General features: G+C 67.0%; 25 protein-coding genes. 16 read left to right on the forward strand and 9 right to left on the reverse strand.

The features are described 5' to 3' along the window. Positions 1–214: 214 nt before the first annotated feature. On the reverse strand, positions 215–664 hold the full coding sequence (locus tag ACTOWJ_RS14620) for a hypothetical protein (protein WP_441335358.1): 450 nt from the start codon (positions 662–664) through the stop codon (positions 215–217). Between the two features lie 261 nt (positions 665–925). Here ACTOWJ_RS14620 and ACTOWJ_RS14625 point away from each other — a divergent pair, with 261 nt between their 5' ends. The 5 genes from ACTOWJ_RS14625 to ACTOWJ_RS14645 all read left to right on the forward strand — a co-directional run bounded on the left by ACTOWJ_RS14625 (position 926) and on the right by ACTOWJ_RS14645 (position 6363). After that, positions 926–1981, forward strand: a complete 1056-nt coding sequence (locus ACTOWJ_RS14625; RefSeq protein WP_441335359.1) for a two-component system sensor histidine kinase NtrB — start codon at positions 926–928, stop codon at positions 1979–1981. Further along, on the forward strand, positions 1978–3381 hold the full coding sequence (ntrC, locus tag ACTOWJ_RS14630; protein ID WP_441335360.1) for a nitrogen regulation protein NR(I): 1404 nt from the start codon (positions 1978–1980) through the stop codon (positions 3379–3381). Before ACTOWJ_RS14625 ends, ntrC begins: the two co-directional genes overlap by 4 nt. Positions 3382–3692: 311 nt before the next feature. Continuing rightward, entirely contained in the window at positions 3693–4259 is a 567-nt protein-coding gene (locus ACTOWJ_RS14635) for a superoxide dismutase family protein (protein WP_441335454.1), read from the forward strand. Between the two features lie 248 nt (positions 4260–4507). After that, on the forward strand, positions 4508–4990 hold the full coding sequence (locus tag ACTOWJ_RS14640) for a GNAT family N-acetyltransferase (protein ID WP_441335361.1): 483 nt from the start codon (positions 4508–4510) through the stop codon (positions 4988–4990). Positions 4991–5139: 149 nt separating this feature from the next. After that, the gene (locus tag ACTOWJ_RS14645; RefSeq protein WP_441335362.1) at positions 5140–6363 is read left to right on the forward strand and encodes a hypothetical protein; all 1224 of its coding nucleotides are present in this window, start codon (positions 5140–5142) and stop codon (positions 6361–6363) included. 89 nt (positions 6364–6452) lie between these two features. Here ACTOWJ_RS14645 and ACTOWJ_RS14650 read toward each other — a convergent pair whose 3' ends face one another. Together ACTOWJ_RS14650 and ACTOWJ_RS14655 are read right to left on the reverse strand one after the other, a co-directional pair. Next, positions 6453–6986 carry a hypothetical protein gene (locus ACTOWJ_RS14650; protein ID WP_441335363.1) on the reverse strand — a complete coding sequence of 178 codons (534 nt, stop codon included), beginning with the start codon at positions 6984–6986 and terminating at the stop codon, positions 6453–6455. A gap of 98 nt (positions 6987–7084) precedes the next feature. Further along, positions 7085–8002 (reverse strand): hypothetical protein, encoded by a 918-nt coding sequence (locus ACTOWJ_RS14655; protein WP_441335364.1) that lies wholly within the window; start codon positions 8000–8002, stop codon positions 7085–7087. 116 nt (positions 8003–8118) lie between these two features. Between ACTOWJ_RS14655 and ACTOWJ_RS14660 the strand changes: the two genes are divergently transcribed. Then, positions 8119–9396 carry an acetyl-CoA C-acetyltransferase gene (locus tag ACTOWJ_RS14660; RefSeq protein WP_441335365.1) on the forward strand — a complete coding sequence of 426 codons (1278 nt, stop codon included), beginning with the start codon at positions 8119–8121 and terminating at the stop codon, positions 9394–9396. A gap of 69 nt (positions 9397–9465) precedes the next feature. Here the strand turns inward: ACTOWJ_RS14660 and ACTOWJ_RS14665 are convergent, their stop codons facing one another. Next, complete coding sequence (locus ACTOWJ_RS14665; protein WP_441335366.1) at positions 9466–10920, reverse strand: sulfatase-like hydrolase/transferase; 1455 nt, start codon at positions 10918–10920, stop codon at positions 9466–9468. 122 nt (positions 10921–11042) lie between these two features. On the opposite strand from ACTOWJ_RS14665, the gene ACTOWJ_RS14670 reads away from it, so the two are divergent. Then, entirely contained in the window at positions 11043–11777 is a 735-nt protein-coding gene (locus ACTOWJ_RS14670; protein ID WP_441335367.1) for a hypothetical protein, read from the forward strand. A gap of 87 nt (positions 11778–11864) precedes the next feature. On the opposite strand, the gene ACTOWJ_RS14675 is transcribed toward ACTOWJ_RS14670, so the two are convergent. Both ACTOWJ_RS14675 and ACTOWJ_RS14680 read right to left on the reverse strand, forming a co-directional pair. Continuing rightward, on the reverse strand, positions 11865–13142 hold the full coding sequence (locus tag ACTOWJ_RS14675; protein WP_441335368.1) for an XVIPCD domain-containing protein: 1278 nt from the start codon (positions 13140–13142) through the stop codon (positions 11865–11867). A 38-nt stretch (positions 13143–13180) separates the two neighbouring features. Then, on the reverse strand, positions 13181–14545 hold the full coding sequence (locus ACTOWJ_RS14680; RefSeq protein ID WP_441335369.1) for a hypothetical protein: 1365 nt from the start codon (positions 14543–14545) through the stop codon (positions 13181–13183). Positions 14546–14578: 33 nt separating this feature from the next. Here ACTOWJ_RS14680 and ACTOWJ_RS14685 point away from each other — a divergent pair, with 33 nt between their 5' ends. Continuing rightward, positions 14579–16159, forward strand: coding sequence for a CocE/NonD family hydrolase (locus tag ACTOWJ_RS14685; protein ID WP_441335370.1), 1581 nt, complete (start codon positions 14579–14581; stop codon positions 16157–16159). Between the two features lie 672 nt (positions 16160–16831). Then, entirely contained in the window at positions 16832–17290 is a 459-nt protein-coding gene (locus ACTOWJ_RS14690) for a helix-turn-helix domain-containing protein (RefSeq protein ID WP_441335371.1), read from the forward strand. A 58-nt stretch (positions 17291–17348) separates the two neighbouring features. Here ACTOWJ_RS14690 and ACTOWJ_RS14695 read toward each other — a convergent pair whose 3' ends face one another. The 3 genes from ACTOWJ_RS14695 to ACTOWJ_RS14705 all read right to left on the reverse strand — a co-directional run bounded on the left by ACTOWJ_RS14695 (position 17349) and on the right by ACTOWJ_RS14705 (position 20655). Then, on the reverse strand, positions 17349–18599 hold the full coding sequence (locus ACTOWJ_RS14695) for a heme biosynthesis HemY N-terminal domain-containing protein (RefSeq protein WP_441335372.1): 1251 nt from the start codon (positions 18597–18599) through the stop codon (positions 17349–17351). 58 nt (positions 18600–18657) lie between these two features. Further along, a complete protein-coding gene (locus ACTOWJ_RS14700) occupies positions 18658–19635 on the reverse strand; it encodes a uroporphyrinogen-III C-methyltransferase (RefSeq protein WP_441335373.1) in 978 nt (325 codons plus the stop codon). Positions 19636–19845: 210 nt separating this feature from the next. Continuing rightward, the gene (locus tag ACTOWJ_RS14705; RefSeq protein WP_441335374.1) at positions 19846–20655 is read right to left on the reverse strand and encodes a uroporphyrinogen-III synthase; all 810 of its coding nucleotides are present in this window, start codon (positions 20653–20655) and stop codon (positions 19846–19848) included. A 96-nt stretch (positions 20656–20751) separates the two neighbouring features. Between ACTOWJ_RS14705 and ACTOWJ_RS14710 the strand changes: the two genes are divergently transcribed. From ACTOWJ_RS14710 to ACTOWJ_RS14740, 7 genes are all read left to right on the forward strand, one after another. Next, on the forward strand, positions 20752–21210 hold the full coding sequence (locus ACTOWJ_RS14710; protein WP_441335375.1) for a YiiD C-terminal domain-containing protein: 459 nt from the start codon (positions 20752–20754) through the stop codon (positions 21208–21210). 49 nt (positions 21211–21259) lie between these two features. Then, the gene (locus ACTOWJ_RS14715; protein ID WP_441335376.1) at positions 21260–21682 is read left to right on the forward strand and encodes a hypothetical protein; all 423 of its coding nucleotides are present in this window, start codon (positions 21260–21262) and stop codon (positions 21680–21682) included. 371 nt (positions 21683–22053) lie between these two features. Then, positions 22054–22491 (forward strand): rhodanese-like domain-containing protein, encoded by a 438-nt coding sequence (locus tag ACTOWJ_RS14720; RefSeq protein ID WP_441335455.1) that lies wholly within the window; start codon positions 22054–22056, stop codon positions 22489–22491. Positions 22492–22816: 325 nt separating this feature from the next. Beyond that, positions 22817–23326, forward strand: a complete 510-nt coding sequence (gene secB, locus ACTOWJ_RS14725) for a protein-export chaperone SecB (RefSeq protein WP_441335377.1) — start codon at positions 22817–22819, stop codon at positions 23324–23326. 28 nt (positions 23327–23354) lie between these two features. Beyond that, positions 23355–24395: an NAD(P)H-dependent glycerol-3-phosphate dehydrogenase gene (locus tag ACTOWJ_RS14730; protein ID WP_441335378.1), complete on the forward strand. Its 1041-nt coding sequence runs from the start codon at positions 23355–23357 to the stop codon at positions 24393–24395. 295 nt (positions 24396–24690) lie between these two features. Then, positions 24691–24999: a hypothetical protein gene (locus ACTOWJ_RS14735; protein WP_441335379.1), complete on the forward strand. Its 309-nt coding sequence runs from the start codon at positions 24691–24693 to the stop codon at positions 24997–24999. Positions 25000–25032: 33 nt separating this feature from the next. Continuing rightward, positions 25033–25917, forward strand: coding sequence for a hypothetical protein (locus ACTOWJ_RS14740; RefSeq protein ID WP_441335380.1), 885 nt, complete (start codon positions 25033–25035; stop codon positions 25915–25917). The last annotated feature ends 214 nt before the right edge of the window (positions 25918–26131 follow it).

The following is a 26131-nucleotide window of genomic DNA, read 5'->3' on the forward strand; positions in this document are numbered from 1 at the left end:
GCGCATGGCGTCAGGACGCGATCACGACGCGGTGCGACAACTCGACCTACCTGTCCGCATCTGTGGCGGAGTCGCGGCGCGAGAACGTGAGCGCCACCGTCCGGACGGTACGGCGCCGACCTGATGTAGCGAGTTCGACCTTGAGCGAGCCCGAGCGCGCGGGGGACGTCGACAGACGTCTCCTGTGGCTACGTGCGCCTTACCTAGGCCCGTGCTACTCAGCCGCATCCCATCGCTCCGCAGTTATCTTCAACAACGGACATTCGCCTTCGATGCCGTCCGAATACTCGACTTCGACGCGCACGTTGTCCTCGGCCCCCTTGGCGTAGTAGGACTCGATCTTGCCGGTCAAATACTCCGGCGAGGTACGGCCAACGCTCGCGAAGTTCGCGGCCGGATCGAGGCACACCAAAGCACGCCTGATGTTTGCGTACGCAAACTCGGTCGATGTGTTGGCCATCAACCACTGGCAGAATGCCTCTCCGGGCTCGTAGCCATTGTGTGCGCAGGACTTGCTGAAGCTTCCCCAATCGGTGCGAAGCTCAACAGATCGCGTCTCTCCAAGCGCGGTCGCATTGGCGAATCTCGCCATCTCCCCACAAAAATCGTCATGTCGCGACTGAAGCGTGGAACACCCGCATAGCAAAGCGGCCGCGACAAACATGCTCAATCCTTCTCGCGCCATGCCCTTCCCCTAGAGGCAAGACCCTGCAGAGCCGGAGTCTGCTTAGGGTCGATAGCCAGCATTAACACTATCACCCTAAAACTTGCCTCCGATTAGCTGGTCGGAATGGCATCGATCCCGGCTTTAAAGCCATAAAAACACCGAAGTCTGTTTTTCGTTACAAACTTCGGTGTTATGTCCACCAGTAACCAGTCCGTGCTGGTGGACTCGCCCCTCCACGCTTTGCACTATCATGGTGCAATGCCCTCCGACCCCCAGCCCGCGCCCGATCTGAGTCTGGACAGCCTGACCACGCCGCTGGCCTGGAGCGATGCGGCCGGTGTGCTGGGCGGCTGCAATACCGCGTTCTCGCGTTGGTTCGGGATCGGCGCGCGGCGTCTGCTGGGTTGGCCGCTGGCCGGTCTGGACGCCGGCGACGGCCGTCTGGCGCTGGCGTTGGTGCGTGCGCGGGGCGATGAGGCGCCGCTGCGGATGCGCCGGATGCGTCTGCGCTATGCCGACGGCGAGGACCGTTTCGCCGACGTGTGGCTGAGCCGGCGCGACGATGGCGGCTGGTTGCTGGAAGCGCATCCGGTCGATGAGTTCCCCGGCGATGATCCGGCGCTGTTGCTGCCTTCGGCCTTGTCGGCGTCGCTGAAGGGATTGGCGCACGAACTGCGCAATCCGTTGGCTGGATTGAAGGGGGCTTCGCAGTTGCTGGCGCGTCGGGTCGACGATGCCGATGCGCGCGAATTGATCGGTTTGATCGACAGCGAAGTCGAGCGCTTGACCGGGCTGGTCGATCGTCTGCTCACGCCGGCGCCGCCGCGTCCGCACGCGCCGCTCAATATCCACGCCGTACTTGAGCGCGTGCTGCGCCTGGCCGAGGCCGATGCCGGCTGGGCGGTGCGGCTGGTGCGCGATTACGATCCGAGCCTGCCCGAATTCGACGGCGACGCCGACCGGCTGATGCAGGCGGTGTGGAATCTGGTGCGCAACGCGATCGAGGCCGGCGCGACCCACGTCCACCTGCGCACGCGGATCGAACACGGCGTGCGCATCGCCGATGCGGCGCATCCGATCGCGCTGCGTCTGGAGATCGTCGACGACGGCCGCGGTGTGCCCGACGAGTTGGCCGAACAGTTATTCCTGCCGCTGGTGTCCGGCCGCGCCGAAGGCAGCGGCCTGGGATTGGCCTTGGCCCAGCAGGTCTCGCGCGAACATCGCGGCTCGCTGGCCTATCGCTCGCGTCCGGGCCACACCGTGTTCACGCTGCTGCTGCCGATGCATATCGAACACCACGAGGACGGCGCATGAGCGCGGCGCGCATCTGGGTCGTCGACGACGACCGTTCGGTCCGTTTCGTACTGGCCACCGCGTTGCGTGAGGCCGGTTATGCGGTCGACGGTTTCGAGAACGCGGCCGATGCGCTCGAGGCCTTGGCCCAGCGCGGCGCACCGGATCTGTTGTTCACCGACGTGCGCATGCCCGGCGACGGCGGCCTGGTGCTGCTGGAAAAACTCAAGGCGCGCGCACCCTCGCTGCCGGTGGTGGTGATGAGCGCCTACACCGACGTGGCCAGCACCGCCGGCGCGTTCCGCGGCGGCGCGCAGGAATTCCTGTCCAAGCCGTTCGATCTGGACGATGCGGTGGCCTTGGCCGCGCGCACGCTGGCGGCGGCCGTACCGGGCGACGATCCGGTCGAGACGGCTGCGCCCGCCGCCGCCGACAGTCTGATCGGCGACACCCCGGCGATGCTGACGCTGTTCCGCGCGATCGGGCGTCTGGCGCAAGCGCCGTTGTCGGTGCTGATCACCGGCGAGACCGGAACCGGCAAGGAACTGGTGGCGCGGGCGCTGCACCGCGAATCGCCGCGCGCGCGCAAACCGTTCGTGGCGCTCAATACCGCGGCGATCCCGGCCGAATTGCTGGAAAGCGAATTGTTCGGCCACGAGGCCGGCGCGTTCACCGGCGCGCAGCGGCGCCACATCGGCCGCTTCGAGCAGGCCGACGGCGGCAGCCTGTTTCTCGATGAAATCGGCGACATGCCGTTGCCGTTGCAGACGCGTCTGTTGCGCGTGCTGGCCGAGGGCGAATTCTTCCGGGTCGGCGGGCGCGAGTTGATCCGGGTCGACGTGCGGGTGATCGCGGCGACCCATCAGGACCTGGAAACGTTGGTCGCGCAGGGACGCTTCCGCGCCGACCTGTTGCATCGGCTCGACGTGGTGCGACTGCGCCTGCCGCCGCTGCGCGAGCGCCGCAGCGATGTGGCGCAACTGGCCGAGCGATTTCTCGCCGCCGCCGCGCTGCGTTTCGCCGCGCCGGCCAAGCGCTTGTCCAAGCCGGCGCTGGAGCGCTTGATGGCGCACGACTGGCCCGGCAACGTGCGCGAACTGGAGAACGTGTGTTGGCGCCTGGCCGCGCTGGCGCCGGGTGAGACGATCACTCGCGAGGATCTGGACGAAGTGCTCGGCATCGCGCCCGTTCGCAATGAAGACGCCAGCGAATGGGAAACGCAGCTGTCGGCGTGGGCGCGCGCGCAACTCGCCGAAGGGCGCGCCAACCTGCATGCCGATGCGCGCGAACGCTTCGACCGCGCGTTGCTGGAAGCCGCGCTGGCGCACACCGGCGGCCGTCGCACCGAAGCGGCCGCGCGCCTGGGCCTGGGGCGCAACACGCTCACGCGCAAACTGGGTCCCGGCCGCCGCCGCAGCTGACCGCGGCCCTGTAGGAGCGGCGCGAGCCGCGACCGCGAAACCACAACTACGTCGTTGCCGTGATTCCAATGCGCCATCAGCGGCGATCCGCACCGCAACCGCCAACGCACGACGATGCGAAGCTTGGCGACTTTCATCACCGGCGCACACGCGCAAGCGCCCAGCGCCATAATCGAAGCGGCACGGCCACGATCACCGCGTCGGACCTCGCGGCGCGTTTCACTCGCGCTGAACTCGCGCAGGCCTAGCGTCGGACCTCACGACACCCGGCGCCGCCCCGCGGCGGCGCCGAACAGGAGCCCCGCATGAAGATCTTGCTTCGCACCGCCACGATCGCCGCCGCGGTCGCCGTACTCGCCGCTTGCGGCGGACAGACCGCCAAGCCCACGCCGCCGCCGCCCGCGCCCAAGCCGGTATCGACCGCGCAGTCGGCCACCGTGGTACTGGCATCGGCCTCCGGCAGTCTGGTCAGCGGCAAGCTGGCGTTGCGTCCGATGAGCGACGGCGTGCACCTGACCGGCGAGATCGGCGGCCTGACGCCCAACAGCATTCACGCCATCCATGTCCACGAAAAGGGCGATTGCAGCGCGGCCGACGCCAGCAGCGCCGGCGGCCATTTCAATCCGGCCGGCCAGCCGCACGGCCGGGTCGATCACGGCGCTCATCACGCCGGCGACATGGACAACCTGGTCGCCGATGCCGAAGGCGTGGCCAAGGTCGATGCCCATGCCAGCGGCGTGACCCTGGGCGGCGGCGCACCGAACGACGTTGCCGGACGCGCGGTGATCGTCCATGCCTCGCCCGACGATTACCAGAGCCAGCCGACCGGCAACGCCGGCGCGCGTCTGGCGTGCGGCGTGATCAAGATCGTGCGCTGAGCCGGTGTGCTTCGATCCGGGTGTGGGTGGCGCCCGGATCGGAAAGCGTCGGGCCTGAAGGCCCTCCCACAAAAGTCCTCGCAGCAACGGGGGCTATTGTGGGAGGGCCTTCAGGCCCGACGCTCTGCGACCGGATATCCCGGCCACGCACACCGATCGCGCCCGCCGAAATAAAATTGCGAACCTCGCGCGATATTTGAACTCACCGCTGTCAGACTCGACAGCCACGACCCCTCTTCGTCATCGCCATGAGCCGCCTACGCATCCGCGACGCCGTACCCGCCGACCGCGATCTGATCGCCGAATGGATGATCGCGATGGCCTGGGAAACCGAACACAAGCGCCTGGAGCCGGCGACCGTCCACGCCGGCGTCGCCGCCGGTCTGGCCGACCAGGCCAAGGCGCGTTACTTCATCGCCATGCGCGAGGCCGAGGTCGCCGGCCACGAAACCATCGCCGTACCCGCCGGCACCTTGATGTTCACCCACGAATGGAGCGATTGGCGCAACGGCGACTGGTGGTGGATTCAGAGCGTGTACGTGGCGCCGGAGCATCGCCGGCAGGGTGTCTATAACGCACTGCACCGTCACGTCGCCGCCTTGGCCCAGGTAACGCCTGGGGTGGTGGGCTTGCGGCTGTACGTAGAGCGCGAGAACATCGCAGCGCAGCGGACCTATCGCTCGCTGGGAATGGACGATAGCGGTTACCTGCTTTACGAGTCCGAATTCTGACCGAAGGATGAGACGCCATGGATGGAAAGCGCGCGGCTGCGGCCGGCTTGTTGGGCTGGTACCTGATCTTCTCGCCGCACTCGTCGTTGCGTGCGCAGCCTGTCGCCCCATCGGCGCCACCAGCGACAACCGCCGCTCCAGTCGACTCGGTGCCCGAGCTGCCTGCGGCGAAAGCTGCGACCTCCGACGCAGCGGCCGCCGACCCTCAGGCGGCCGAGCGCGCTGCCCGAATCGCCGAGGCGAAAGCCCGCGGCGCTGAGCGGCGTCGCCAGATGCTGGAGGACTTCAAGCAGCGACAGGCGCGGATCGAAGCCCTGAACCAAGCCTTTCGGCAGCACGAAGCGCGCCATGAAGCCAAGCGACTGGCAGAGCAGCAAGAGGAGCAACGCCGACTGCTCAATCCAGCTCAGACCCAACCGGCGCTCGACGGCGACGAGCAGCAAGTGCGCGACGCAGTGTTCTTTCAGGGGCGCGCCTTCGTTAAGCAACAGCGTCTGCGCGACGCGGAAGCGGCCTATCGCGACTACGTGGAAAAAAGCCGGCGCACGCCCAGCGGCGTGTGGATGAGCAGCATTTTCTTCTCCGGTGTTAGCGCCGGCCTGTTGGAGAATGTGCCGGAGGAGGCGAAAGCGCATCACTGGCAATGGCTGGAGCAGCAGACCTTGAATTGGGCGCGCGAGGCACCGGATTCGCCACTGCCGCGGCTACTACACGCCGACGTGCTGCTGGACCACGCTTGGAATATTCGCGGCAATCTCTACGTGGCCAAAACGCCTAAGTCGGTATGGAAGCCATTCCTCGCCACGTTGGAGGGTGGACTGAAGTACCTGGACCACGAGCGCGCCGTGGCTTCGCATGCGCCGGAATACTATTGGCTCACGCTCAAGCTGATGCGTGGCAGCAAGCACGGCGGCGATCCGTTGGCGGTGCTGGAACAAAGCGAGCGCGCGTTTCCCGGCCACTACCCGAGCTACTTCGCGATGTTCATCACGTTGTTGCCCAAATGGGATGGCAGCGTCGAGCACATCGAAGCATTCGCTGAAAGTGCAGCGCAGCGTACCCGGAAGACCGAAGGCGACAGCATGTACGCGCGGATCTACTGGTACGCAGCCCAGACGTATTACCGGTCCAATCTATTCGACGCCACCGATGTGCGCTGGGACCGGATGAAGCAGGGTTTCGAAGACGTGCTTAAGCGTTATCCGGACGAGTGGAACCTGCAGAACTATGCCCGTTTCGCCTGCGACGCGCAGGATCGCGACAAGCTGATCGAGTTGCTGTCCAAGATGAAGAAGCCGCCGATCGACGAAGCTTGGAGCAATCCGCAGCATTTCGAGAAATGCAGCCAAATGGCCGGTCGCCTGAGCCTGTAGTGCCGTTTGATCGCAAACTTCTTGGGTCCGACGCCCTGGGTTCGACGTGGCGAGCGACGTAGATTCGCGGCGATCGCCTCTTCATGCGCTCAGGGCAAGCGTTCCAACCGCAACCGCTCGACCATCTCCGTCTCGAACTTCGCGCAGGCCGCGGGCTTGGCGTCGCAGCGCCGCGCGATCTTCAACACATAGTGTCCCTGCGCATCGCGCGACAGCCGCGAGCGCAGGATTGCCGGCGCGTAGGGCGACGGCGCCTCGTACACGTACCACTGGGTCTCCTCGGTGATGTTGCTGTAACGGGTCAGGCCGGGTGCGAGCGACCTTCGGCCGACCATGGCGTTGAGCGCGAGACGAAGGACCATCTGCTGGAAATCGCCGCCGTCCAGTGGGGTTTCGTCGGCGACGGTCGCTTCGGGTTCGCGCAGGCGCAGCGGCTGCGTCAGACGTCCATCGACCATGACCGGTTTGTGTTCCAGCGGCCGCGGCGGCGGATAACGTGCGGGTTCGGGCGCGGGTTCGAGCGCCGGCTCCTGCGCCGTCGCCGCGGGCGGTTGCGCTGGGGCGGGCAGGGGCGTGAACAGGATCAGCAGTGCGCTAGCCAATCCCGAAGCGAGTTTCGACATTGCATCACCTGATGGAACTGCGTTTGCGAGCGCTTACCGAACAGCCGACACGATCCGGCTGGCACCATCCAACCAACACGATCCGGAAGCGGCTCCCTTCAGAGCTGACCCGCCTCGGGTTCGCCATCGCAATGCACGAACGTCACCGGCACCGCATGCGCGCCCAACACCGCTGCGATCTGCTTGAGCCGCGCTTCGAAATGCTGATAGCGGCGGTTGAGCTTTTCGCGGCATTCTTCGGTGCCGCACGGGGCTTCGGGCGCGTAGCGTGCATGCCAGGCGGCCGGGGAGAACAGGGCGATGCGGGCTTCGCCGTCGGCGTAGTGCACCAGCGGCTCGGGCGGCGCGTCGAGCCATTCTTCGCCTTCGGGCTGCAGCAGCGCGGTTTCCAGCAACGGCCATAGCGGGCCCAGGCCGGCGTGGTCGTATTGCATGGCCATCATCGCGGCCAGGTCGTGCACGGTCAGGTAGCGCGCGTGTTCTATCTGCAGGCCGAATGCCTCCTGCGCGGCCAAGGCGGTGTCGGCGCCGGCCATGCCGCGTTCGAGCAGGCCGGTTTCGAGAATCTCGCCGACCCGGGCGACCAGTTCGGGATCGCCGCTGAGCGCGAACGGCACCAGTCGCAGCGGGCCGCCGGCGTAATCGGGCGAGGGGCTGAGCGCGCCGGGCAACTGGGCGTCGTGGGCGCCGAAGGCGATGACCCGGCCGGCCTGTTCGGCGCCGCGTTCGCGCGGCGCGCGCGCGGCCAGATCGTCGAGCTCGCGGTGCAGCGGCCAGCCCGGGCGCAGCAATTCGACCGGGTCGTAGTGCGCGCCGACGGTGATCAGGTCCAGCGCGGCCGCGTCCTTGGCGAAGCCGGCCAGATCGCGGGCGATCTTCTCCGACAGGGCGCCTGCGTCCTGGCGGGGCAGGGCGCTGCGGACCACCGCGGCGTCGCCCTTGAGCTCCAGGGCGAGGGCGCCGAGGACGTGCAGGGGCGCGGTCGGACCGCTGGTGGAGGGGCTGGCTGAGGTCATGGTCACCAAGGATACGCTGGCGTTTGGTAGAGCGCGTGTGCGGCGCTACACTGAGCCCCATTATGCCCGCTCCGCGATGACGGGCCCTGCGCGTGAACCCTTGAGAGGTGTTGCCGATGCGTCAAATCCGTCCCGTCGCCGTGCTCGGTGGCGTGCGTATTCCCTTCTGCCGCCAGAACACCGCCTATGCGGATGTCGGCAACCTGGGCATGTCGGTGCGGACGCTGGGAGCGCTGGTCGAGAAGTTCGGCCTGCACGGCCAGCAGCTCGGCGAAGTGGCGATGGGCGCGGTGATCAAGCACAGCAGCGACTGGAACCTGGGCCGCGAAGCCGCGCTGTCCTCGGGGCTGTCGCCGCTGACTCCGGGCATCACCTTGCAGCGCGCCTGCGGCACTTCGCTGGATTCGATCATCACCATCGCCAACAAGATCGCGGTCGGGCAGATCGACGCCGGCATCGGCGGCGGCTCGGACACCACCTCCGACGTGCCGATCGTCTACGGCCGCAGCTTGCGCCGACGTTTGTTGCAGGCCGCGCGCGCGCGCAGCACCAAGGAAAAAATCGCCGCGTTCAAGGGCTTCCACCTGCGCGAGCTCAAGCCCGAGTTCCCCGGCGTGGCCGAGCCGCGCACCGGCAAGAGCATGGGCGATCACTGCGAGGACATGGCCAAGCAGTGGAACATCTCGCGCGATTCGCAGGACGAGTGGGCGCTGTCTTCGCATCAGAAGCTGGCCGCGGCGTACGAGCGCGGGTTCTTCGACGACTTGGTGGTGAGCTTCCGCGGCGTCGCGCGCGACAACATCCTGCGCGCCGACAGCACCTTGGAAAAACTGGCCACGCTCAAGCCGGCGTTCGACAAGACCTCCGGCCGCGGCACCCTCACCGCGGCCAACTCCACGCCTCTGACCGATGGCGCGGCGGCGTGTCTGCTGGCGTCCGAGGAATGGGCACAGGCGCATAACCTGGAAGTGCTGTGCTATTTGCGCGATGCGCAGGTCGCGGCGGTCGACTTCGTCCACGGCGAGGGCCTGCTGATGGCGCCGACCGTGGCGGTGCCGGAGATGCTCAAGCGCAACGGACTGACCCTGCAGGATTTCGACCTCTACGAAATCCACGAGGCCTTCGCCGCGCAGGTGCTGTGCACGCTGCGCGCGTGGGAAAGCGAGGATTACTGCAAGAACCGCCTGGGCCTGGACACGGCGCTGGGCCGGATCGATCCGGCCAAGATCAATCCCAACGGTTCCTCGCTGGCGGCCGGCCATCCGTTCGCGGCGACCGGCGCGCGCGTCGTCGCCACCGCGGCCAAGGAACTCAAACAGCGCGGCGGCGGCCGCTGCCTGATCTCGATCTGCACCGCCGGTGGCATGGGCGTAGTGGCGATTCTGGAGCGTTGAGTTTTCCTTGAGTCTTCCTTCTCCCGCTTGCGGGAGAGGGAGTAAAGCGCCACTGCGAGCATGACCGGCTCAGCCCTGCGCAGGCCTGCCACGACTCTGCCCCGCAACGTACTGCGGTGGCCAGCCCGCCGGGATCGTGTTCTTTTCCTTCATCTGTATCGCCAGTTCGGCTTCCAACACCCATTGCTGCTCGGCGTAAGCGGGATTGCCGGCCAAGTTGGTGTCTTGCTGCGGATCGGCGGACAAGTCGTACATCTCCCAGTCGCCGCCCTGGCCCTGCGAACCCTCGGTCGGCACGTAGACCGCATACAACCATTGCGAAGAACGCACCGCGCGGATCACGCTCGGACCGCCTTGGCTCATGTCGTCGTAGGTGTAGTGCACGTAGTCCTGCACGCTGTCGCTGCCGCCGTCCAATACGCTGCTCAGATCGGCACCGGCCAGGCCGGAGAACTGCGCGCTCACCCCCAGCAGATTCGCCAAGGTCGGCAGCAGATCGACCGAACTGGCGAGCGCCTGAGTCGCGGCGCCCTGCGGCCAGACCAGCGGGTTGGAGAACACCAACGGCACGTGGATGGCTTCATCGTAGGCGTTGACGAATTTCTCCACCAACCCATGCGACAGCCCCAGCTCGCCGTGATCGGCGAAACGCACGATCAAAGTCTGGTTGAGCGCGTCGGTGCTCATCGCATCGAGAATCTGCTTGATCTGCGAATCCACGTACTCGACCAGATACGCGTAGAAATCGACGAAGTCCTGTTCGCTGGCGCCGTTGCCGTCGCTCATCTGGACGAAGGTATAGCTCGACTGCGCGCGCGGTTTGCTCGACAGGTCTTCATCGACGTTGGCCGGAAGCGGCGCGCCGGTCGCGGTGTAGTCGTTGGCGTCGTAATAATTCGCGGCCTGGTTCATGTAGCCCAGATGCACGTCGTGCGGATTGACCAGCGACACCACCAGGCAATACGGCGAGGCCGGCGGATCGGCCAGGAACGCCAAGGCGTCGCTGAGGTAACGCTGATCGTTCTGATTCGGCGTACCCGGCGCGCCGTCGATGGTGCCGCCGCCGAGGTAGGTGGTGCCCAGAGTGATGCCGGCGTCGTTCGGATCCCAGGTCTGGAATCCCCACGGTGCCAGATCGCCGCTGGAACTGCCCGGCTCTTCGCCGCCGAGCAGATGCCATTTGCCGATCCAGTAGCAGTCGTAGCCGGCCGCGCTGAGCACCGTGGCCAGATTCGGAAAGGCCGAGGGCGGCGGCAGCGGCGGTCCGCCGGTGCTCAGGCAACCGGTCATCTGCGGATACTGGCTGGTCAAGAACGTCGCCCGGCTCGGCGAGCACATGCATGCGCCGGTGAAGGCGTTGGCGAAGCTCAGCCCGTTGCCGGTCAGTTGCTGCATGGCAGGCATCTTCGCCGCCAGCGTGGGCTGATACGACGCCGGCCATTGCGCCAGGCTGCGCTCCTGGTCGGTGATGATGAACAGTACATTGGGCTGCTTGCCCTCGGCGAACAGATCGCTCAGAACCATGGCGGCGCTCCTTTGGGAATGCAGGTTCAAACGCGAACTGCGCCGATGAGGGGACTGCGGTCGTCTCCTTTCGCCGTCCGGCTTGAGGCAAGATGTGCGCTCCGTCACGACAAGGAACTGTCATGCGCTCCGCGACCCGCTACGCCCTCGTTTTCGTCCTGAGCCTGTCGCCGCTGGCGACGTCGGCGATGACCTTCATGGACATCCAGGTGACCTGCCCGATCGACGGCAAGCCGTTCCCCTCGCGGGTGATGGGTTCGGGCACCTCCTTCGGCATGTACTTCGATACCCAGCGCTTCGGCCCGATCGCCTCGCCGGCGCCGCTGCCGACCTGTCCGGGCAACGGCTTCATCGTCGCCGACGACAGCCGCCGTTACAGCGAGGCCGAACTGACCCGCCTGCGCGGCTTCGTCGAATCGGCCGAGTACCGCGCCTGGATCGCCAACGACACGCCGTATTACCGGCTGGCCAAGCAGATGGCGTTCATGGGCGAATCGGAGGACGCGATCGCCAACGTGCTGCTCAGTGCGACCTGGGAGGCCGGCCAACGTTATCCGCGTTACGCCGCCGAGGCCTTGCAGGTCTGGCAACGCCGCGCGCTGCGCGAGGCCGGCAGCGACCGCGCCCATCACTCGCGCATGCTGGTCGGCGAACTGCAGCGGCGGCTCGGCCGTTTCGAGGAGGCACGGGCCACCTTCGAGGCACTGCACGCCGATCGCGGGTTTCCCGGCAAGCAGGACGACGCCGAAACCGCGGCGTACATGCGCAAGGTGGTCCAGGCGCAGTTGCAACTGATCCGCTCGCGCAGCGTGGCGCATGCGCGGCTGGACGAGGATGGCGAGATCGTGGATTTCTGAGGCGCGCGCGATCGGCGAGGTTCGCGTTCGGTCGGCCGAACGCGCCGGGCCTTCGAGCCCGACGCCCCGGTTCGCCGCTGCAGCCGCTCAGACCATCGCGCGCGCCGCGGTGCGTTGCGGCTCCTGCGCCGGTTCGGCCGGCGCCGCCGCGCGGTTGTCGGCGGCGACCTGCAACGAGCGCTCCACCGGCGTGTCCAGCGCCTCGCGCAGGCCGACATGCGCGCGCCGGCTGGCCGGATCGATCGGATCGCCCTGGACGATGAAGGCGTTCTGGCCGCCGACCAATACCGCATCGACGCTGGCGAAACGCTGATCGCTGGCGAGCTGGAACAAGCGCGCGCCCAATCGGTCGCCGTCTTGGCCTCCCGGCCCGAACGTGCCGCCCAACTGATGCGCGCCGTCGCGGCACTGGCAGTACAGGGCATGTCGGGCATGACCGGTCTGACGCGGATCGGACGGCAAGGCCTCGGCACTGGCCAGACGCGTGTCGGGCGTGCCCGGCGCCGGGCCGTTGTCGGCCACCACCCAGGGGCTGGCGACGATCGGGCGGTTGCGATTGGGATCGGCCGGATGGAAATCGTCGCGCAGGTCCTGGCGATGCAAGCGCACCCCGCGCGCATCGTTGAGTTCGGCCAGCAGGCGCGCATCGCGCACTTCGCTGATGTGGCTCATCTCGCCGCCGCTGCTGGTCTGGCTCCAGCGCCCGTCGCGGGTGTTGTAGTGATAGGTCAGCGGATGCCCGCCGATGGTGTCGGGATCGGTGTTGGGATGCGCGCCGGTCGCGGCCATGGTGCGCACCAGGCCCAGGCGCGCGGTGTACGCCGCCGCTTCGCCGGCGGGCATGTTGCGAGCGATGTCGCCGAGCGTGTAGTACATGCGCTCGCCGCCGCGGTAATCGTTATCGAGCATGTGCGTCCAGATACGCTCGACTTCGCCCTCGCCGCGGCCGTTGCGCGCGGCTTCCAACAGCACGCGCGGGGTCCAGGCGTTGGGGTCGATGCGGGCGTTGTGGAAGGCGTTGTCGTGCGCGGTCTGCACGTCGCGCGCGGGCAGGTTCAAGGCCCGCTCCGGGTTGTTGTCGGCGAACTGCGCCCGGCGCAGGGCCAAATCCTGGCGGATCAGGTCGGCGCCGAAATTCTCCCAGTCGCGCTCGCTCATGTTGCGACCGCCGTCGCGGGCGCGCATGTCTGCGTAAAGATTGGCGACCTGTCCGGGCGCGTTGTCGTTGCGCACCACGCCTAGGGCGAGCAGGCCATAGCCGTCGTTACCGGGCATCTGCGCGAGGTAGTTCCAATACAACTCGCGATTTCCGTTACGGGCGTAGTGCCCGAGGATCTGCAAGTCCTGTTGATTCAGTCCGCTCATGTTTCCTCCTTGAAAAAGGTGTGCGCCGTCATGCCGGGTCAACGCTGGGCGGCGTCGGCGACGTGGCCGCGATCGAAGATATCGCGAACGCGCTGTTCGATCCGCTGCCAGTCGCGCATGAAGATGCGCAGATAGCTCACGTTGATCTTGCTGCCGTAGCGCGGCAACAGGAAGGTGTGATCGCAGGACGGCAACCGCAGCGTATCGAGCAGCTTGAGTCGGCCGTCCACGATCTGCGCGCCCTCGGGCTCTTCGCGCGCGGTGCATTTGATGACTGTCGTCAGCGTACCATCGGCGGCGCGGCCGACGAACCAATCATTGTTGAACACTGAGTGGCGTTCGCTCGCGGCTTTAGCCTTGTCACCGTAGAGCTTGGCGTAATAGGCGTCGACCTTGGCGAAATCGGTGTAGTAGGGCGTCAGGCCGTGCACCGGCGCTCCCTTGATCCGCAAATCGGGATTCAATGTGGGGTTTTCGCGTAGCTCTTGTTCCGACTCGATGGTCGAGATCAGCGTGCGCTCCAGGCTGGTTTGCAACGCAACCCGATCGATGTAGTTGGGGCTGATATCGATATTGCGAACGAAGCGTTCCTCGCCGCCCTGGTAGTAGCGCACGCCCGGCGGCAGCGGCTCCAGCTCGGGCCATTGCAGGATCAGGCGCATCAAGCCTTGCGAATCCTGTCCGCGCTGGGTGTCGAAATAATTCGCGGGGATGCGGAAGCGGTGCGGTCCGAGATTCACCTCGACCGGTTGATCGCTGTACGGCGCGTCGGCGTCGTTCATCGGGCGGGATTCCTGGGAACTGCGGGAAGGCTCGGCACCGGAGGTGCATGCCGCCAGCGCCAGGCAGGCGAACGCCGCGATCAAGCGATACGGTGCGCGAGCCGTGGTCATGGGCATCCTCTGTTGATGCGGTTGGGGCGCGCAGGCAGTGCCGCGCATGACGCGTCGCAGTGTAGACGGCGGGGGCGGGAAGAAACATCCGGCACTGCATGTTGAGCGGCGTGTGTTCGCGACGACCTGGGTGGCGGGGCGCAAATGTTTTTGAGTCCATCGGATGTTGCCCGGCGACTTGATCGAAAAGCGTCGGGCCTGAAGGCCGTCCCACAAAAAGCGCGGCGGTGGAGTGCCGTGCTGGGCAAGACGCGATGGCTTTTGTGGGAGGGCCTTCAGGCACGACGCTCTGCGAAAAGCATCGCGGCCGAAGCCGAGCCAAGACACAGCGCAGCCTTCGGCACCGCCGAAGCAGCGATTGCCGTGAGAAACGCCGGATCGTCCGACCGTCTGCCGGTTCCGTGACCGGGATCGCATCGGTTCACCAAGTTGCACAAAGGCACGATTGTTGTGCATCCATTCGCGGTGGTACGGTCGACGCGCGGTTAAACCGTACGCAAACGTATCCATCGTGCGGAACAGTCCTTGGGAGGGGACGAACCCATGCGCAAGCTCAGTTCGTGGTTGCTGTCGTGTGTGTTGTTGTGGGCGCTCGCGGTGCCGGCCGTCGCCGGCGGATTCACCGGCAGTTACCAGCGCATTCCCGGCTGGGACGGCGCGCAGATGGGCGCCTTCGTGATGGTGCCCAAGGACCAGGGCCCGGGACCGTTCCCGCTGCTGGTGATGCCGGCCAGTTGGGGCGCGCCGAACCTGGAGTACGTCGGCCGCGGCGGCACGCTCGCGTCCAAGGGCTACATCGTCGTCAGCTATACCTCGCGCGGGTTCTGGGACTCGGCCGGGCAGATCGACGTCGCCGGGCCGGGCACGGTCGAGGACGTCAGCGCGGTGATCGACTGGGCGCTGGCGCATACCCCGGCCGATCCGAACAAGATCGGCGCCAGCGGCATTTCCTATGGCGCCGGCATCAGCCTGCTGGCGGCCGAGCGCGATCCGCGGATCAAATCGGTGGCCGCGTTGAGCGGATGGGCCGATCTGGAGGCCTCGTTGTACGCCAATCGCACCGTCAGCCAGCAAGGCGCGGCGCTGCTGGTGGTGGCCGGTGCATTGACCGGCCGACCGGGCCCGGAACTGGCGGCCGCCACCGCGCGCATCGCCTTCGGCGATTTCGACGGTGCGGTCAACGGCCTGCTGCCGATCGTGCCGCAACGCAGCCCCGTCACCGGCGTGGACGCCTTGAACCGCAACGGCACTTCGGTGTTGTTGGCCAATGCTTTCAACGACAGCCTGTTTCCGCCGGGACAGTACATCGATTTCTACAATCGCCTCAGTGGGCCCAAGCAATTGATCTTCAGCCACGGCGACCATGCCACGGTCGAAGCGCCCGGCGCGCTGGGCCTGCCCAACGAGGTCTACGACGCGGTCGGCCGCTGGTTCGATCACCACCTCAAGAACGCGGCCAACGGCGTCGAGCGCGAGCCGCCGGTGCGGTTGAAGTCGCAGGACGGCGATTGGCGCGGTTACGCCGATTGGAACGAAGTGCAGCGCGGCGCCACGGTGTTCGCGTTGAGCCGGCCGAGCGGGCTGATCGCGCCGACCGGCAACCTGCAAAGCGCGCCGAGCACCGGCTGGAACCACACCATCCTCACCGGCCTGCCGACCCTGGCCGATTCCGGCGTGGCCTTCATCAGCGGTTTTCTGCAGTCGGTGCAGGTCGCGCCGCAGGCGTCGATTCCGCTGGTCGCGCGCGCCGGCGCCGGCGTGTGGCAGACGCCGATCTCCTGGACCGGACGGCAACTGGGCGGCATGCCGCAATTGCGCGTCACGGTGACGCCGAGCCAGAGCGAAGTGACCTTGTTCGCTTATCTGTACAGCGTCGACCTGCTCGGCAACGGCTTGCTGTTGAGCCACAAGCCGTACTCGCTGCGCGGCGCGCGTCCCGGCGTCGCCCAGACCGTCGACCTGCGCCTGGAAGCGACCAGTTGGGACATCCCCGCCGGCCGCCGTCTGGTGCTGGTGGTCGACACCACCGATCCGCGCTACACCGGCGCGAGCCGCATCGGCGGCACGGTGAGCTTCAGCTCGCCGTCGGCCGATCCCTCGACCTTGACGGTGCCGCTGCATTGAACGCGGCTGCTGGATAAGCGCGCAAACGACGACGGTCCCTCTACGGGGCCGTCGTCGTTTAAGACGCGGCCGGACTGGACCTGGGCGGTCGGTGCATCCGCGGCCGCTCGATCGGCGCAGGAGGCGGTGTCCTGACAGCGGCCGTCATCGCGATAGTCGGATGTAACTCGCCCGAATTCGCCCGCTGCTGTTATGAGCGGACTGCCGATCCCAGATATTGGGGTCGCGCAACCATCGCTCCCTATTGCTGGATTCGGCGCCGTACCAAACTAATAGCCGCATGAACGGCCGTCACCGTTTCGGAAATCAGCGTTGCTTATGCCTATCAAATTGATAGGATCAAGTCTGGGGTAGGGATGGCCATCAGCCGCTTCAGGATCACGGCGAACACGTTGGAACCTCGGGTTCGCCAAGCCGCTAAAGATTCCTCGAACGTGGTGTTCGTACCTCCTCCTGAGAAGCGAAGCATGGCCGGAGCCATGCTCTTTCAACAGGCGATGTCCTGTTTGAGAGAAGGCAAGATCGCGGGAAGACCGATGTTCACGGAAGACGGCTTGTGGGAGTTCAGGATGAGACGGTATGCCGCAAGTCGATGGTTCTCTATCCAGGTCGCGGCATCGGTCGACGGTGCGCGTGTAGAAAAACTGTACGTAATCCTTTCGGAGGATTGAAATGTATCGCTATGCGGGCTGCGGCCTGCCCAACGTATTCCTGAAAAACGGCTACAAAGTGGTCAAGACTCCTTATGGAGAGGGCGTGACCATTCATGATCTGGATGGACTCCACCTCGCGCTTGGTTCGATCATCGTGAGCAGTCCGCATTCGTTGAGCGGCGCTGAATTCCGTTTCATCAGAGCCGAGCTGGAGCTGTCGCAGAAGATGCTGGCGGAACTGCTCGGCTGCAACGAGCAGGCGGTTGCCCGGTGGGAAAAGGGCCGTTCCAAGGTGGATGCGCCAGCTGAGAGGTTGCTGCGCTTGCTTTATAAGCAAGCCAAACTGGGTGAAAAGAAGTTGGCGGTTGCACTACAGTCGCTGCGAGTGCTCGAGTGCGCTCTGCCTGCGCCCAGGAAATTCGTCGCCAGCGAGAAAGGCGCCGGCTGGAGTGCAAAATCGGAAAGGATGCGCGCCTGATTTCGGCATTTCGATCGAGCCCCGTGGCGTCCCGGGGCTCTTTCATTTTGCGAACCGATCAGCCGCGCAACCGCGGCATCCCGAACTCGTCGCGTTCCTCGATCACCGCCTCGTCGAACAGCTTCTGGCGCAGATCGCGGCCCGGCAGTTCGGTGGCGGCCTCGCCGCGCGCGGCGCGCAGGGCGTTGAGGTAGCTCAAGCGGGCGCGGCTTTCGTCGCCGGCCTGGGCGAAGCCGTGGCCGAGTTCTTCCCAGGCCTCGCTGTTGGCGCCCTGGGCCAGGGCGCGGTGCAGATAGGCTTCGGCCTGCGGCCACTGACCTTGTGCGCGGGCGATGCGGGCCAGGCTCAGCAACAGCCCCGGACTGCCCGATTGGGTGGCGAGCCAACGTTCGGCTTGGGCGCGGCGCGCGTCGAGGCGTCCGATCGGCAAACGGCCGTACAGCGCGGCCAGCGATTCGTCCCAGCGCGCGTCCAGCGCCTGTTCCAGGCTCTTGGCGGCGGCTTCTTCCCAGCGCAGCGCGGCCGCGCGTTCGGCGTAGGCGGCGACCGCGGCCGGGTCGGTTTTCAGCGGTTTGGGCAGGGTTTCCCAATGGTCGGCCAGCACGTTGGCGTCGGCCGCCTCGCGCAGCGCCGCCTCGGCCCAGGTCGCTTCCTGCCGGCTCAGTCGTTCGGCCGGCCAGGCGCCTTGTTGGCGCAATGAACCCAGCAGCCCGTAGGCCTCGCCGGCGCGGCCGAGCGCGGCCAGCGCCTGCGCGCGCAGCGCCAGTCCGCGCGGCGGCAGCGGTTGCGCATTGGCGGCGTCGAGCGCGGCCAAAGCATCGGCCGGGCGGTCCTCGGCCAGGGCCAGGTCGGCCACGGCCAGCGCGCGCGCGATCGGGTGATCGGCGGCGAGGATGTCCAAGTGTTGGCCCAGCGCCGCCGTGTCGCCGCGCGCGGCGGCCGCGCGCGCGGCACCGACCCTGGCGATCGCGGCCACGTCGCGATTGCGCGCGGCCAGCGCCAGCGACTTCTCCGCGCGCGCCCAATGGCCCTGATGCAACGCGTCCAGACCGTCGATCAAACGCGCGCGCGCCTGCTTCTTGCGGTGCCGGCGCATCGTCACGAACGGAAGGCTCAGCACCTTCCACACCAGCCACAGGCCGAACAGCGTGCCGATCAGCATCAGCAGCGCCTTGGGCACGTTGGTTATGTGGTTGAGGCCGCCGTAGGTAATCACGATCCTGCCCGGATCCTGCACCAACAGTTGCGCGACCAGCGCACCGACCAGCGCGAGCACGATCCAGAACAGCAGATTGCGGAACAGATTCATCGCGGCACCTCCTTAGGCCCGATCAGCGCGCATGCGGATGGCCCGATCGACAGCTCGTTCAATGGGCCGTGCGCAGCTGACGCAGCTGCTGCAGTGTGGTGCCGAGGGTCGGAACCGAGAGTGAAAGCGGCAACGCGGCCATCTCGCGCAACGCCGCGAGCTGACGGTCCTGCGCAGGCGAGGGCGCCGACAAGCGCAGCACCCAGCGTTCGGCGCGCTTGAGCGCGATCCGGTAGCCCTGGACGTCGCGGCGTTCGGCGGCGGCGCGCGCCAGCGAGATTTCCAGTTGCAGCCCGGCCAGCGCGGCGGCGCGATCGCTGGGGTGCGCGGCGACGGTGCGATCGACCGGCTGGGTTTCGATCAGGGTGCCGAACGCGCGCTGCCACCACGGCGCCGGCGCCGGCGCGGCGTGTGTGGCGGCTTCTTCCGGCAGGCTCAGCGACTGCGCCAGTGCGTCGAGCTTGGCCATCGCCTGCATCCGCGGTTCGATGCCCAGTTCCTTGAGCGCGGCGGTTTCCTGCAGCAGGGTCTGGCGCAGGCTCAGATAGGCCGGATCGTCGACGCCGTCGAGCACGCCGCCGGCCAGCGCGTAGGCGCGGCGCGCGCCTTCCAGGTCGCCGGCGATCAGCAGGCGCTGTTGGCCCAGGCTCAGCAGCAATTCGGTTTCGTCCAGGCGCATGGCCTGAGCGCCATGGCGGTCGGGGTCGGCGAGCTTGGACACGCTGTCCTCGATCAGCGCCGCGCGCTGGCCGATGCCGTGCAGTTCGTCGCGCAGTATGCGATTGGTGCTGTCGGCCTGGACGATGCGGCGGTTCTGCGCTTCCTGGGTGGTGCGCAGGGTGTCCAGGCGCTGATCCAGCGCCTCCAGGCGCTGATCGGCATCGGCCGCGGCCTCGCGTTCCAGGGTCTGGCGCTGCTGCCACTGGCGCCAGCCGAACCAACCGCCGCCGGCAGCGATCAGCAGCACGATCAGCAGCCACAGCCAAGCGTTGGAGCCGCGGCGCGGGGCGGGGGAGGCGGGCGGGGAAGTGGGCACGGATTCGACAGGCACGGATGGGTAAGGCTCGCTCATGACCCGGTCATGCTACCGGATGCAGGCATCAAGACTGTCTTGACACGGTCCGGTTTCGCGCGTGCAGGCGCTCGCGGTGCGGCCACCGATCCGGCCCCTGAGTCCGTCCCCGGGCGGGCGTCGCGGGCGGTTCGCAGCCGTCCACCCGACGCGGCCCGGACCGCCCGATCGGATTCAGTCGCTGCCGCGCATGCCCAGGCGCTCGCCGTAACCGGCCAGCAACTGCGCCGCGCCGGGACCGTCGGCGAGGCCGACATCGGCGAAACCGAACGTTCGCGCCAGTGCCGCCAGGCGCGGGCTGGCCGCGCTGACGCGCACGCCGCGCAAGCGCTCGATGGCCTGCGGCGGCAACTGCGCGAATACGCGTTGCAACGCCTCGCCGCTGGACAGCGCGAGCACCGCGGGCGCATCGAGCGCGACCAGTCGCGCGACTTCGGTGCGCGACAGCGTCGCCGGTTCGCGCGCATAGATGTCCGCGCGCAGCACTCGCGCGCCGCGTGCCTGCAAGGCCGGCGCGAGCACGCCGCGTCCTCCCGGCGCGGTCAACAGACCGATCGTCGCGCCGTCGATGTGTTGCAGTTGCGGCAACGCGAGCAGACCTTCGCTGTCCATGCGTTCGGGCCAGAGCGCATCGGCGATACCGAATTCGCGCAACGCCGCCGCAGTGGCGGCGCCGACCGCAAGCCAGCGCTGCCCCGGCGCGGGCAATGCCGGCAGCGCATTCGCCTGGCGGCGATCGTGCGCGTACAGATCGCGCAACGCACGCACCGCATTGGGGCTGGTCACCAACATCTGCCGTGCGTTCAAGGCATCGGCCAGCGCGGCGCGCGCGAGCGACGTGTTCTCGGTGCGGATCGACCACGGCGACAGCTCAATCAATGCGCCGCCGTATTGCGAAACGATATCGCGCAAGTCTTCGTGCTCGTCGCTAGGTCGCAACGAGATCACGTACCATCGCGGCGGTCGCAGCGGCTCGCGGCTCATGCGATCAGCTTCGCACAGCCCGCGCATTCGCGGCAGTCGCGCATCGTCGCGCCGCCGCCCGCTCCCTTTCCCCCACGCAATCGCAGCCTTCGATCGATGAGCACAGACGCCGCCCTGCAACGCCTTCATCAACACTACCAATCCATGCCGCCGGTCGCGGCGATGCAAGTCAGCATCGCCGGCTACGACGGCCAGCGCCTGCAACTGCATGCGCCGCTGTCGTACCACCTCAACGACAAGGGCTGCGCGTTCGGCGGCAGCCTGGCCTCGATGATGACCCTCGCGTCCTGGGGCGTGGTCTCGCTGGGCATCGAAAACGCCGGCATGCACGCCGATGTGTACGTCGCCGACAGCCAGACCCGTTACCTGGCTCCGCTGTTCGCCGACCTGGACGTGCATGCCCAGCTCGCGCCGGACGCCGATTGGCGCAGCTTTCTCAACACCTTGCGCGATCGCGGCCGCGCCCGCACTTCGCTGGTCGCGCGCGCGTTGCTGCCCGAGGGCGGAGTGGCGACCGAGTTCACGGCCCGCTACGTGGCCATCGCTAAGCCCTGACGCGGCGGGTACGATGCACGCCGAACGTCCCCCTCCGTCGGAGTCCGCGATGCGCCTGCTGAAGTTCGTGCTGCTGTCCTGCCTGTTCGCGCTCGCCCTGACCGGCTGCCAGACCACCGGCACCCAGAACAACAAGATCACCGAGCAGCAGTACGCCTATTCGGCGGCGATCCGCTGGGGGGATTTCGAGGGCGCGGCCAACCTGATCAAGCCCGAGCTGCGTGCCAAGCTGGCGCCCACGCCGATGCAGTTGGAGCGCTACAAGCAGATCCAGGTCTCCGGCTATAACGACGTCGGCACCGAAATGGACAAGGAAAAGGGCACGGCGGTGCGCATGGTCAATATCGGCGTGATCAACCGCCACACCCTGGCCGAGCGCAACGTGCGCTATATCGAGGCCTGGGAATGGGATCCGGAAGTGAAGACCTGGTGGCTGATCAGCGGCCTGCCGGATTTCTGGGAAGGCCAGTAAGCCCACGAGGCATAAGCCTTTGATGTTCCTTCTCCCGCGTGCGGGAGAAGGTGCCCGACAGCGCCTACCCCCGTGAAAGCGGCGGATGTGGGCGCGCGGGTCTCCCGAGCCCTCACCCGACCCCACCCCGGCCCGAGAACGCACAGCGTTCGGGCGTTCGGCGCCGCACGAGCCATTGGCTCGCGAGAGCGGCCTCTCGCCCCGCAAGCGGGAAAGGGGTTCAAACGCGGCAAACGGGGAATATCTCCGCCAGGCCGCGCCGCCCCAGATCCGCTTCTTTTGCGCCGCAGCGCGCCCTGGGCGACAATCGCCGCCCCGCGTGGGCCGTGCCGGCCCCGCCCCGATTCGCCCTGTGCGTGAGTCCCGATCCCGTGAGCTTTGAAGAATTGCTGGCATTCGCCGGCCGCCACTTGTACCTGTCGCTGGGCTTCGCCGGCCTGACCGTCGCACTGATCTACACCGAAGTCGCGCGCCTGTTTCGCGGCTACAAGGCCCTGCGTCCGGCCGAACTGACCGCGCTGATCAACCGCGACAACGCCCTGGTGATCGACCTGTCGGCCAGCGGCGAGTTCGAAAAGGGCCATATCGCCGGCAGCCGTTCGGTCCAGCTCAGCCAGTTCGATCCGGAAAGCAAGCTGCTGGCCAATGCCAAGCAGTTGCCGGTGGTGGTGGTGTGCCGCAATGGCCAGGCTTCGGCCGACGCGGCCAAGCGGCTCAAGAAGGCCGGCTTCGAACAGGTCTACTGGCTCGACGGCGGCATCCAGGCCTGGCAGCAGGCCGAGCTGCCGCTGGTCAAGGGCCGCAACTGAGTCCGGATTGTCGCCTCGCCGCCATCGACCGCGCTTAGGGTGGTCGCGCAAGGCCCGCCCGCGACGGCCGAATCTCGCCTCCTGCATCCGGCGGCCGCGAAACTGACTCGGCGCCGCGGCGGCTCGCACCGTCTCGGCCGCGTCGTCCGGTTTTGTGCAGTGGTTCCGTCCGGGTCTTGATTGGTACCCGGCCCGCCTCAATCCAAACGGCTCCATCGTCGATCCATGCCGCAAGCGCCGCTCACCGGGCCGTTTGGTCCCGGTCCGCGCGAGCGGGCATAATCGGCTTCTTTTCCGAAATTCATTCTGCTGGGGGAGTTACCCGATGTCCGAAGAAAACCTCAACGGCGCCACCGCGCCGGCCGATGCCGCAACCGGCCCCGCGTTCACCGTCGAAAAGATTTACGTCAAGGACGTCTCCTTCGAGGTACCCAACGCTCCGGCGGTGTTCGCCGAAGCCGCCCAGCCGCAGTTGCAGCTGAACCTGTCGCAGAACGTGCAGCGCGTGGGCGAGAACGCCTTCGAAGTCGTGCTCGGCGTGACCCTGACCTGCACCGCCAACGACAAGCCGATGTACTTGGCCGAAGTGAAGCAGGCCGGTGTGTTCGGTCTGATCGGCTTCGATGCCCAGACCCTGGACGCGATGCTCGGCACCCACTGCCCGAACGTGCTGTATCCCTATGCCCGTCAGCTCGTCAGCGATCTGATCCAGGCCGGCGGCTTCCCGCCGTTCTTCCTGCAGCCGATCAACTTCGACGCGCTGTACGCCGAAGGCCTGCGCCAGCGTGGTCAGGGCGAAAGCCTGGCCGACGCGGAAACCGTCGGCAACGCCTGAGCCTGAACCCACAGGCCCGGCCGCGCGCATGAGTTCGCAGATCGCCACCCCGCCCAAGCCGCGCATCGCGGTCTTGGGCGCCGGTTCCTGGGGCACCGCGCTGGCGGCGCTGATCGCCCGGCACGGTCATCCGACCGTGCTGTGGGGCCGCGACGCCGACGGCGCCGCGGCCATCGACACCCGACACGAAAACCCGCGCTATCTGCCGGGCATCGCCTTGCCCGAATCGTTGCGCGCGACCACCGATCTGGCCGTCGCGTTGAAGGACGCCGATCTGGTGCTGGTGGTGGTGCCCTCGCACGCCTTCGCCGAAACCCTGCGCATGCTTGCGCCGTACCGGCCCGCGCACGCAGGCGTAGCCTGGGCGACCAAGGGCTTCGAACCCGGCAGCGGCCGCTTCCTGCATGAGGTCGCCGAGGAAGTGCTCGGCGCCGACGTGCCGTTGGCGGTGGTGACCGGACCGTCGTTCGCGAAGGAAGTCGCGCAAGGTCTGCCGACCGCGTTGACCGTGCATTCCGACGACGCCGATTTCGCCCAGGCCGTGGCCGATGCGCTGCACGGTCCGGCGTTCCGCGCCTACACCGGCGACGACATGCTCGGCGCCGAACTCGGCGGGGCGATGAAGAACGTGCTTGCGGTCGCCACCGGCGTCGCCGATGGCATGCAGCTCGGCCTCAACGCGCGCGCCGGTCTGATCACCCGCGGCCTCAACGAAATGCTGCGCCTCAATCAAGCCATCGGCGGTCAGCCGGAAACCTTGATGGGCCTGGCCGGGCTCGGCGATCTGGTGCTGACCTGCACCGGCGATCTGTCGCGCAATCGCCGCCTGGGCCTCGCGCTCGGCCGCGGTCAGTCGATCGAAGACGCGGTGCGCGAAATCGGCCAGGTGGTCGAATCGGTGCAGACCGCCGATGAAGTCATGCGCCAAGCCGAGCGCCACGGCATCGAGCTGCCGATCTCCAGCGCGGTGCGCGCCGTGCTGCACGGACAGATCACCCCGTCCGACGGCTTGCGCAAGCTGCTCTCGCGCGAACAAAAGCCCGAGTATCCGAACGACCTGTTCGGTTGAGCCGCTGGGCGGCCACGTTCGCTGCGGCCCTGGCGTCGCGAAGCCCGCGCTGAGGCATAGAGGCTGAGCGCGCGTGCCCGATTCGATGGTTCTGGACCGTTGACAGGTTCTGCGCGTTTTTTTCGTTCAAGCTATGCACAGCCCTCGCGTCGGACGCGGGGCGCCGTGCCGGCGTGGCGCGCTCAGCGTCGCCGCGCACGGTCGTACCGCCGCATCGATGGAGCGTCTTATGTGGAAGAGATCGACGGCTCTGCTCGCGTTGTTTCCTTTCGTCGCCGCATGCACAGGAGTGAATATGAAGCCCCGTTATTCCAAGTCGGTGGTCGAGCCGGTCGTCGTGCAGAAGCTGCAGGACGATGAGCTGAGCATCCGCTACAGCGTGTTCCCGGAGAGTTCCTACTACTCCGGCGGCGTCAACTACGAGAAGGCCGGCGACACGCTGAAAGTCGTCATCGACCGCTGCGGCATCAGCGAAAAATGCGCGCCGATGGCCAAGACCGTGATTCCGCTCGACGACAAATGGCAGGCCGAAGTGCGCGTGCCCTATCACGGCGAGAAAGTCCTGCTGATCCACGCCGACGTAGAAGAACAGATTTATCCCTGAACGCGCTGACCCGATCGATGGAGCGAACGAGCAATGGCCGATCCCGCTAAGACAGTTCTGGGCATACACACCAACGCCGGTCCCGGACCGAACGGAGAGCCGGCCGGGCTCACCGACGGTCACGCCTGGATTTCGGTCACCCGCAACGGGCACACCGAGGTCTACGGTCTGTGGCCCAACGATCACCCGCGCTTCGCGGCCGAAAATCCGCATCCGGAAAGCAACATCCGCCAGGGCATCGAGGTCGGGCGCGGCTTCGAGCCCACCGCGAGCCGCTATATCGAGCTCACGCCCGAGCAGGAAAAGAAACTCGACGCGGCGCTGAAGGAAAAAGTCACCTGGGGCTATACCAACACCTGCGCGTCCTGGGCCAGCGACGTGACCGAGAAGACCACCGGCCAGCGCATCAGCGCCAGCGAACTGCTCGGCATCACCGACACTCCGCGCCAGTTGTACGAGAGCATCAACGAGTTGGAAAAGAAGCAGCCGACCGCGCCGGACAAAGGCGCGCCGCCGCTCAAGCCGGGCGAGCAGGGTTCCAGTTCGCTGTCGGCCGCCGATCCGGGCGGTCCGTTGAAAAATCCGCAGGACAACGCGCTGTACCAGGCGATCCGCGCCAAGGCGCCGGCCGAGGTGCCCAACGAAGCGGTCGTCTATGCGGTGCTCAAGGCCCACCAGGACGCCGCCATCACCAAGCCCAGCGAGATCGGCGAGGTCGCGGTGCGCGACGGCAAACTGTTCGTCGCCGGCCAGACCCCGGGTTTCGTCGCCGCGGTGGACATGAAGCAGCTGATCCCGGCGGCGGCCGAAGTCGACACCCAGTTGGCCGCGCATCGCCAGGGGCAAACGCCGCAACCGGCGCTGGCGCAGGAGCCACAGCAGCAACAGACCTCCCAGCCCGCGTTCTCCAGAGGCTGAAGCGCGCCGCTGGCGCAAACAAGCACGCACGCAAGCGACAAGCCCGGCCGACGCCAGGCTTGTTCGTTTATGCAGGGGCGAAGCGCGAATCGCACGCAGGCTGCGCAGGCGCGCGAGGCTGATGCCGCATCGTGTCCGCGCCGATCGAAATGCCGATGTCCCCCGTAGGCCGCAAAAAAAAGAGCCCGACGTTTCGGCGGGGCTCGATCGCGAC

Source organism: Lysobacter sp. CA199 (assembly GCF_052078715.1).
In the GTDB taxonomy this organism is placed as follows: Bacteria; Pseudomonadota; Gammaproteobacteria; order Xanthomonadales; family Xanthomonadaceae; genus Lysobacter.

Bases quoted from the DNA above. Each gene is read 5' to 3' on its own strand.
- ACTOWJ_RS14620 (WP_441335358.1), bottom strand. From the start codon at position 664: ATGTTTGTCGCGGCCGCTTTGCTATGCGGGTGTTCCACGCTTCAGTCG.
- ACTOWJ_RS14625 (WP_441335359.1), top strand. From the start codon at position 926: ATGCCCTCCGACCCCCAGCCCGCGCCCGATCTGAGTCTGGACAGCCTG.
- ntrC (WP_441335360.1), top strand. From the start codon at position 1,978: ATGAGCGCGGCGCGCATCTGGGTCGTCGACGACGACCGTTCGGTCCGT.
- ACTOWJ_RS14640 (WP_441335361.1), top strand. From the start codon at position 4,508: ATGAGCCGCCTACGCATCCGCGACGCCGTACCCGCCGACCGCGATCTG.
- ACTOWJ_RS14650 (WP_441335363.1), bottom strand. From the start codon at position 6,986: ATGTCGAAACTCGCTTCGGGATTGGCTAGCGCACTGCTGATCCTGTTC.
- ACTOWJ_RS14655 (WP_441335364.1), bottom strand. From the start codon at position 8,002: ATGACCTCAGCCAGCCCCTCCACCAGCGGTCCGACCGCGCCCCTGCAC.
- ACTOWJ_RS14660 (WP_441335365.1), top strand. From the start codon at position 8,119: ATGCGTCAAATCCGTCCCGTCGCCGTGCTCGGTGGCGTGCGTATTCCC.
- ACTOWJ_RS14665 (WP_441335366.1), bottom strand. From the start codon at position 10,920: ATGGTTCTGAGCGATCTGTTCGCCGAGGGCAAGCAGCCCAATGTACTG.
- ACTOWJ_RS14670 (WP_441335367.1), top strand. From the start codon at position 11,043: ATGCGCTCCGCGACCCGCTACGCCCTCGTTTTCGTCCTGAGCCTGTCG.
- ACTOWJ_RS14675 (WP_441335368.1), bottom strand. From the start codon at position 13,142: ATGAGCGGACTGAATCAACAGGACTTGCAGATCCTCGGGCACTACGCC.
- ACTOWJ_RS14680 (WP_441335369.1), bottom strand. From the start codon at position 14,545: ATGGATACGTTTGCGTACGGTTTAACCGCGCGTCGACCGTACCACCGC.
- ACTOWJ_RS14685 (WP_441335370.1), top strand. From the start codon at position 14,579: ATGCGCAAGCTCAGTTCGTGGTTGCTGTCGTGTGTGTTGTTGTGGGCG.
- ACTOWJ_RS14690 (WP_441335371.1), top strand. From the start codon at position 16,832: ATGTATCGCTATGCGGGCTGCGGCCTGCCCAACGTATTCCTGAAAAAC.
- ACTOWJ_RS14695 (WP_441335372.1), bottom strand. From the start codon at position 18,599: ATGAATCTGTTCCGCAATCTGCTGTTCTGGATCGTGCTCGCGCTGGTC.
- ACTOWJ_RS14705 (WP_441335374.1), bottom strand. From the start codon at position 20,655: ATGAGCCGCGAGCCGCTGCGACCGCCGCGATGGTACGTGATCTCGTTG.
- ACTOWJ_RS14710 (WP_441335375.1), top strand. From the start codon at position 20,752: ATGAGCACAGACGCCGCCCTGCAACGCCTTCATCAACACTACCAATCC.
- ACTOWJ_RS14715 (WP_441335376.1), top strand. From the start codon at position 21,260: ATGCGCCTGCTGAAGTTCGTGCTGCTGTCCTGCCTGTTCGCGCTCGCC.
- secB (WP_441335377.1), top strand. From the start codon at position 22,817: ATGTCCGAAGAAAACCTCAACGGCGCCACCGCGCCGGCCGATGCCGCA.
- ACTOWJ_RS14730 (WP_441335378.1), top strand. From the start codon at position 23,355: ATGAGTTCGCAGATCGCCACCCCGCCCAAGCCGCGCATCGCGGTCTTG.
- ACTOWJ_RS14735 (WP_441335379.1), top strand. From the start codon at position 24,691: ATGAAGCCCCGTTATTCCAAGTCGGTGGTCGAGCCGGTCGTCGTGCAG.
- ACTOWJ_RS14740 (WP_441335380.1), top strand. From the start codon at position 25,033: ATGGCCGATCCCGCTAAGACAGTTCTGGGCATACACACCAACGCCGGT.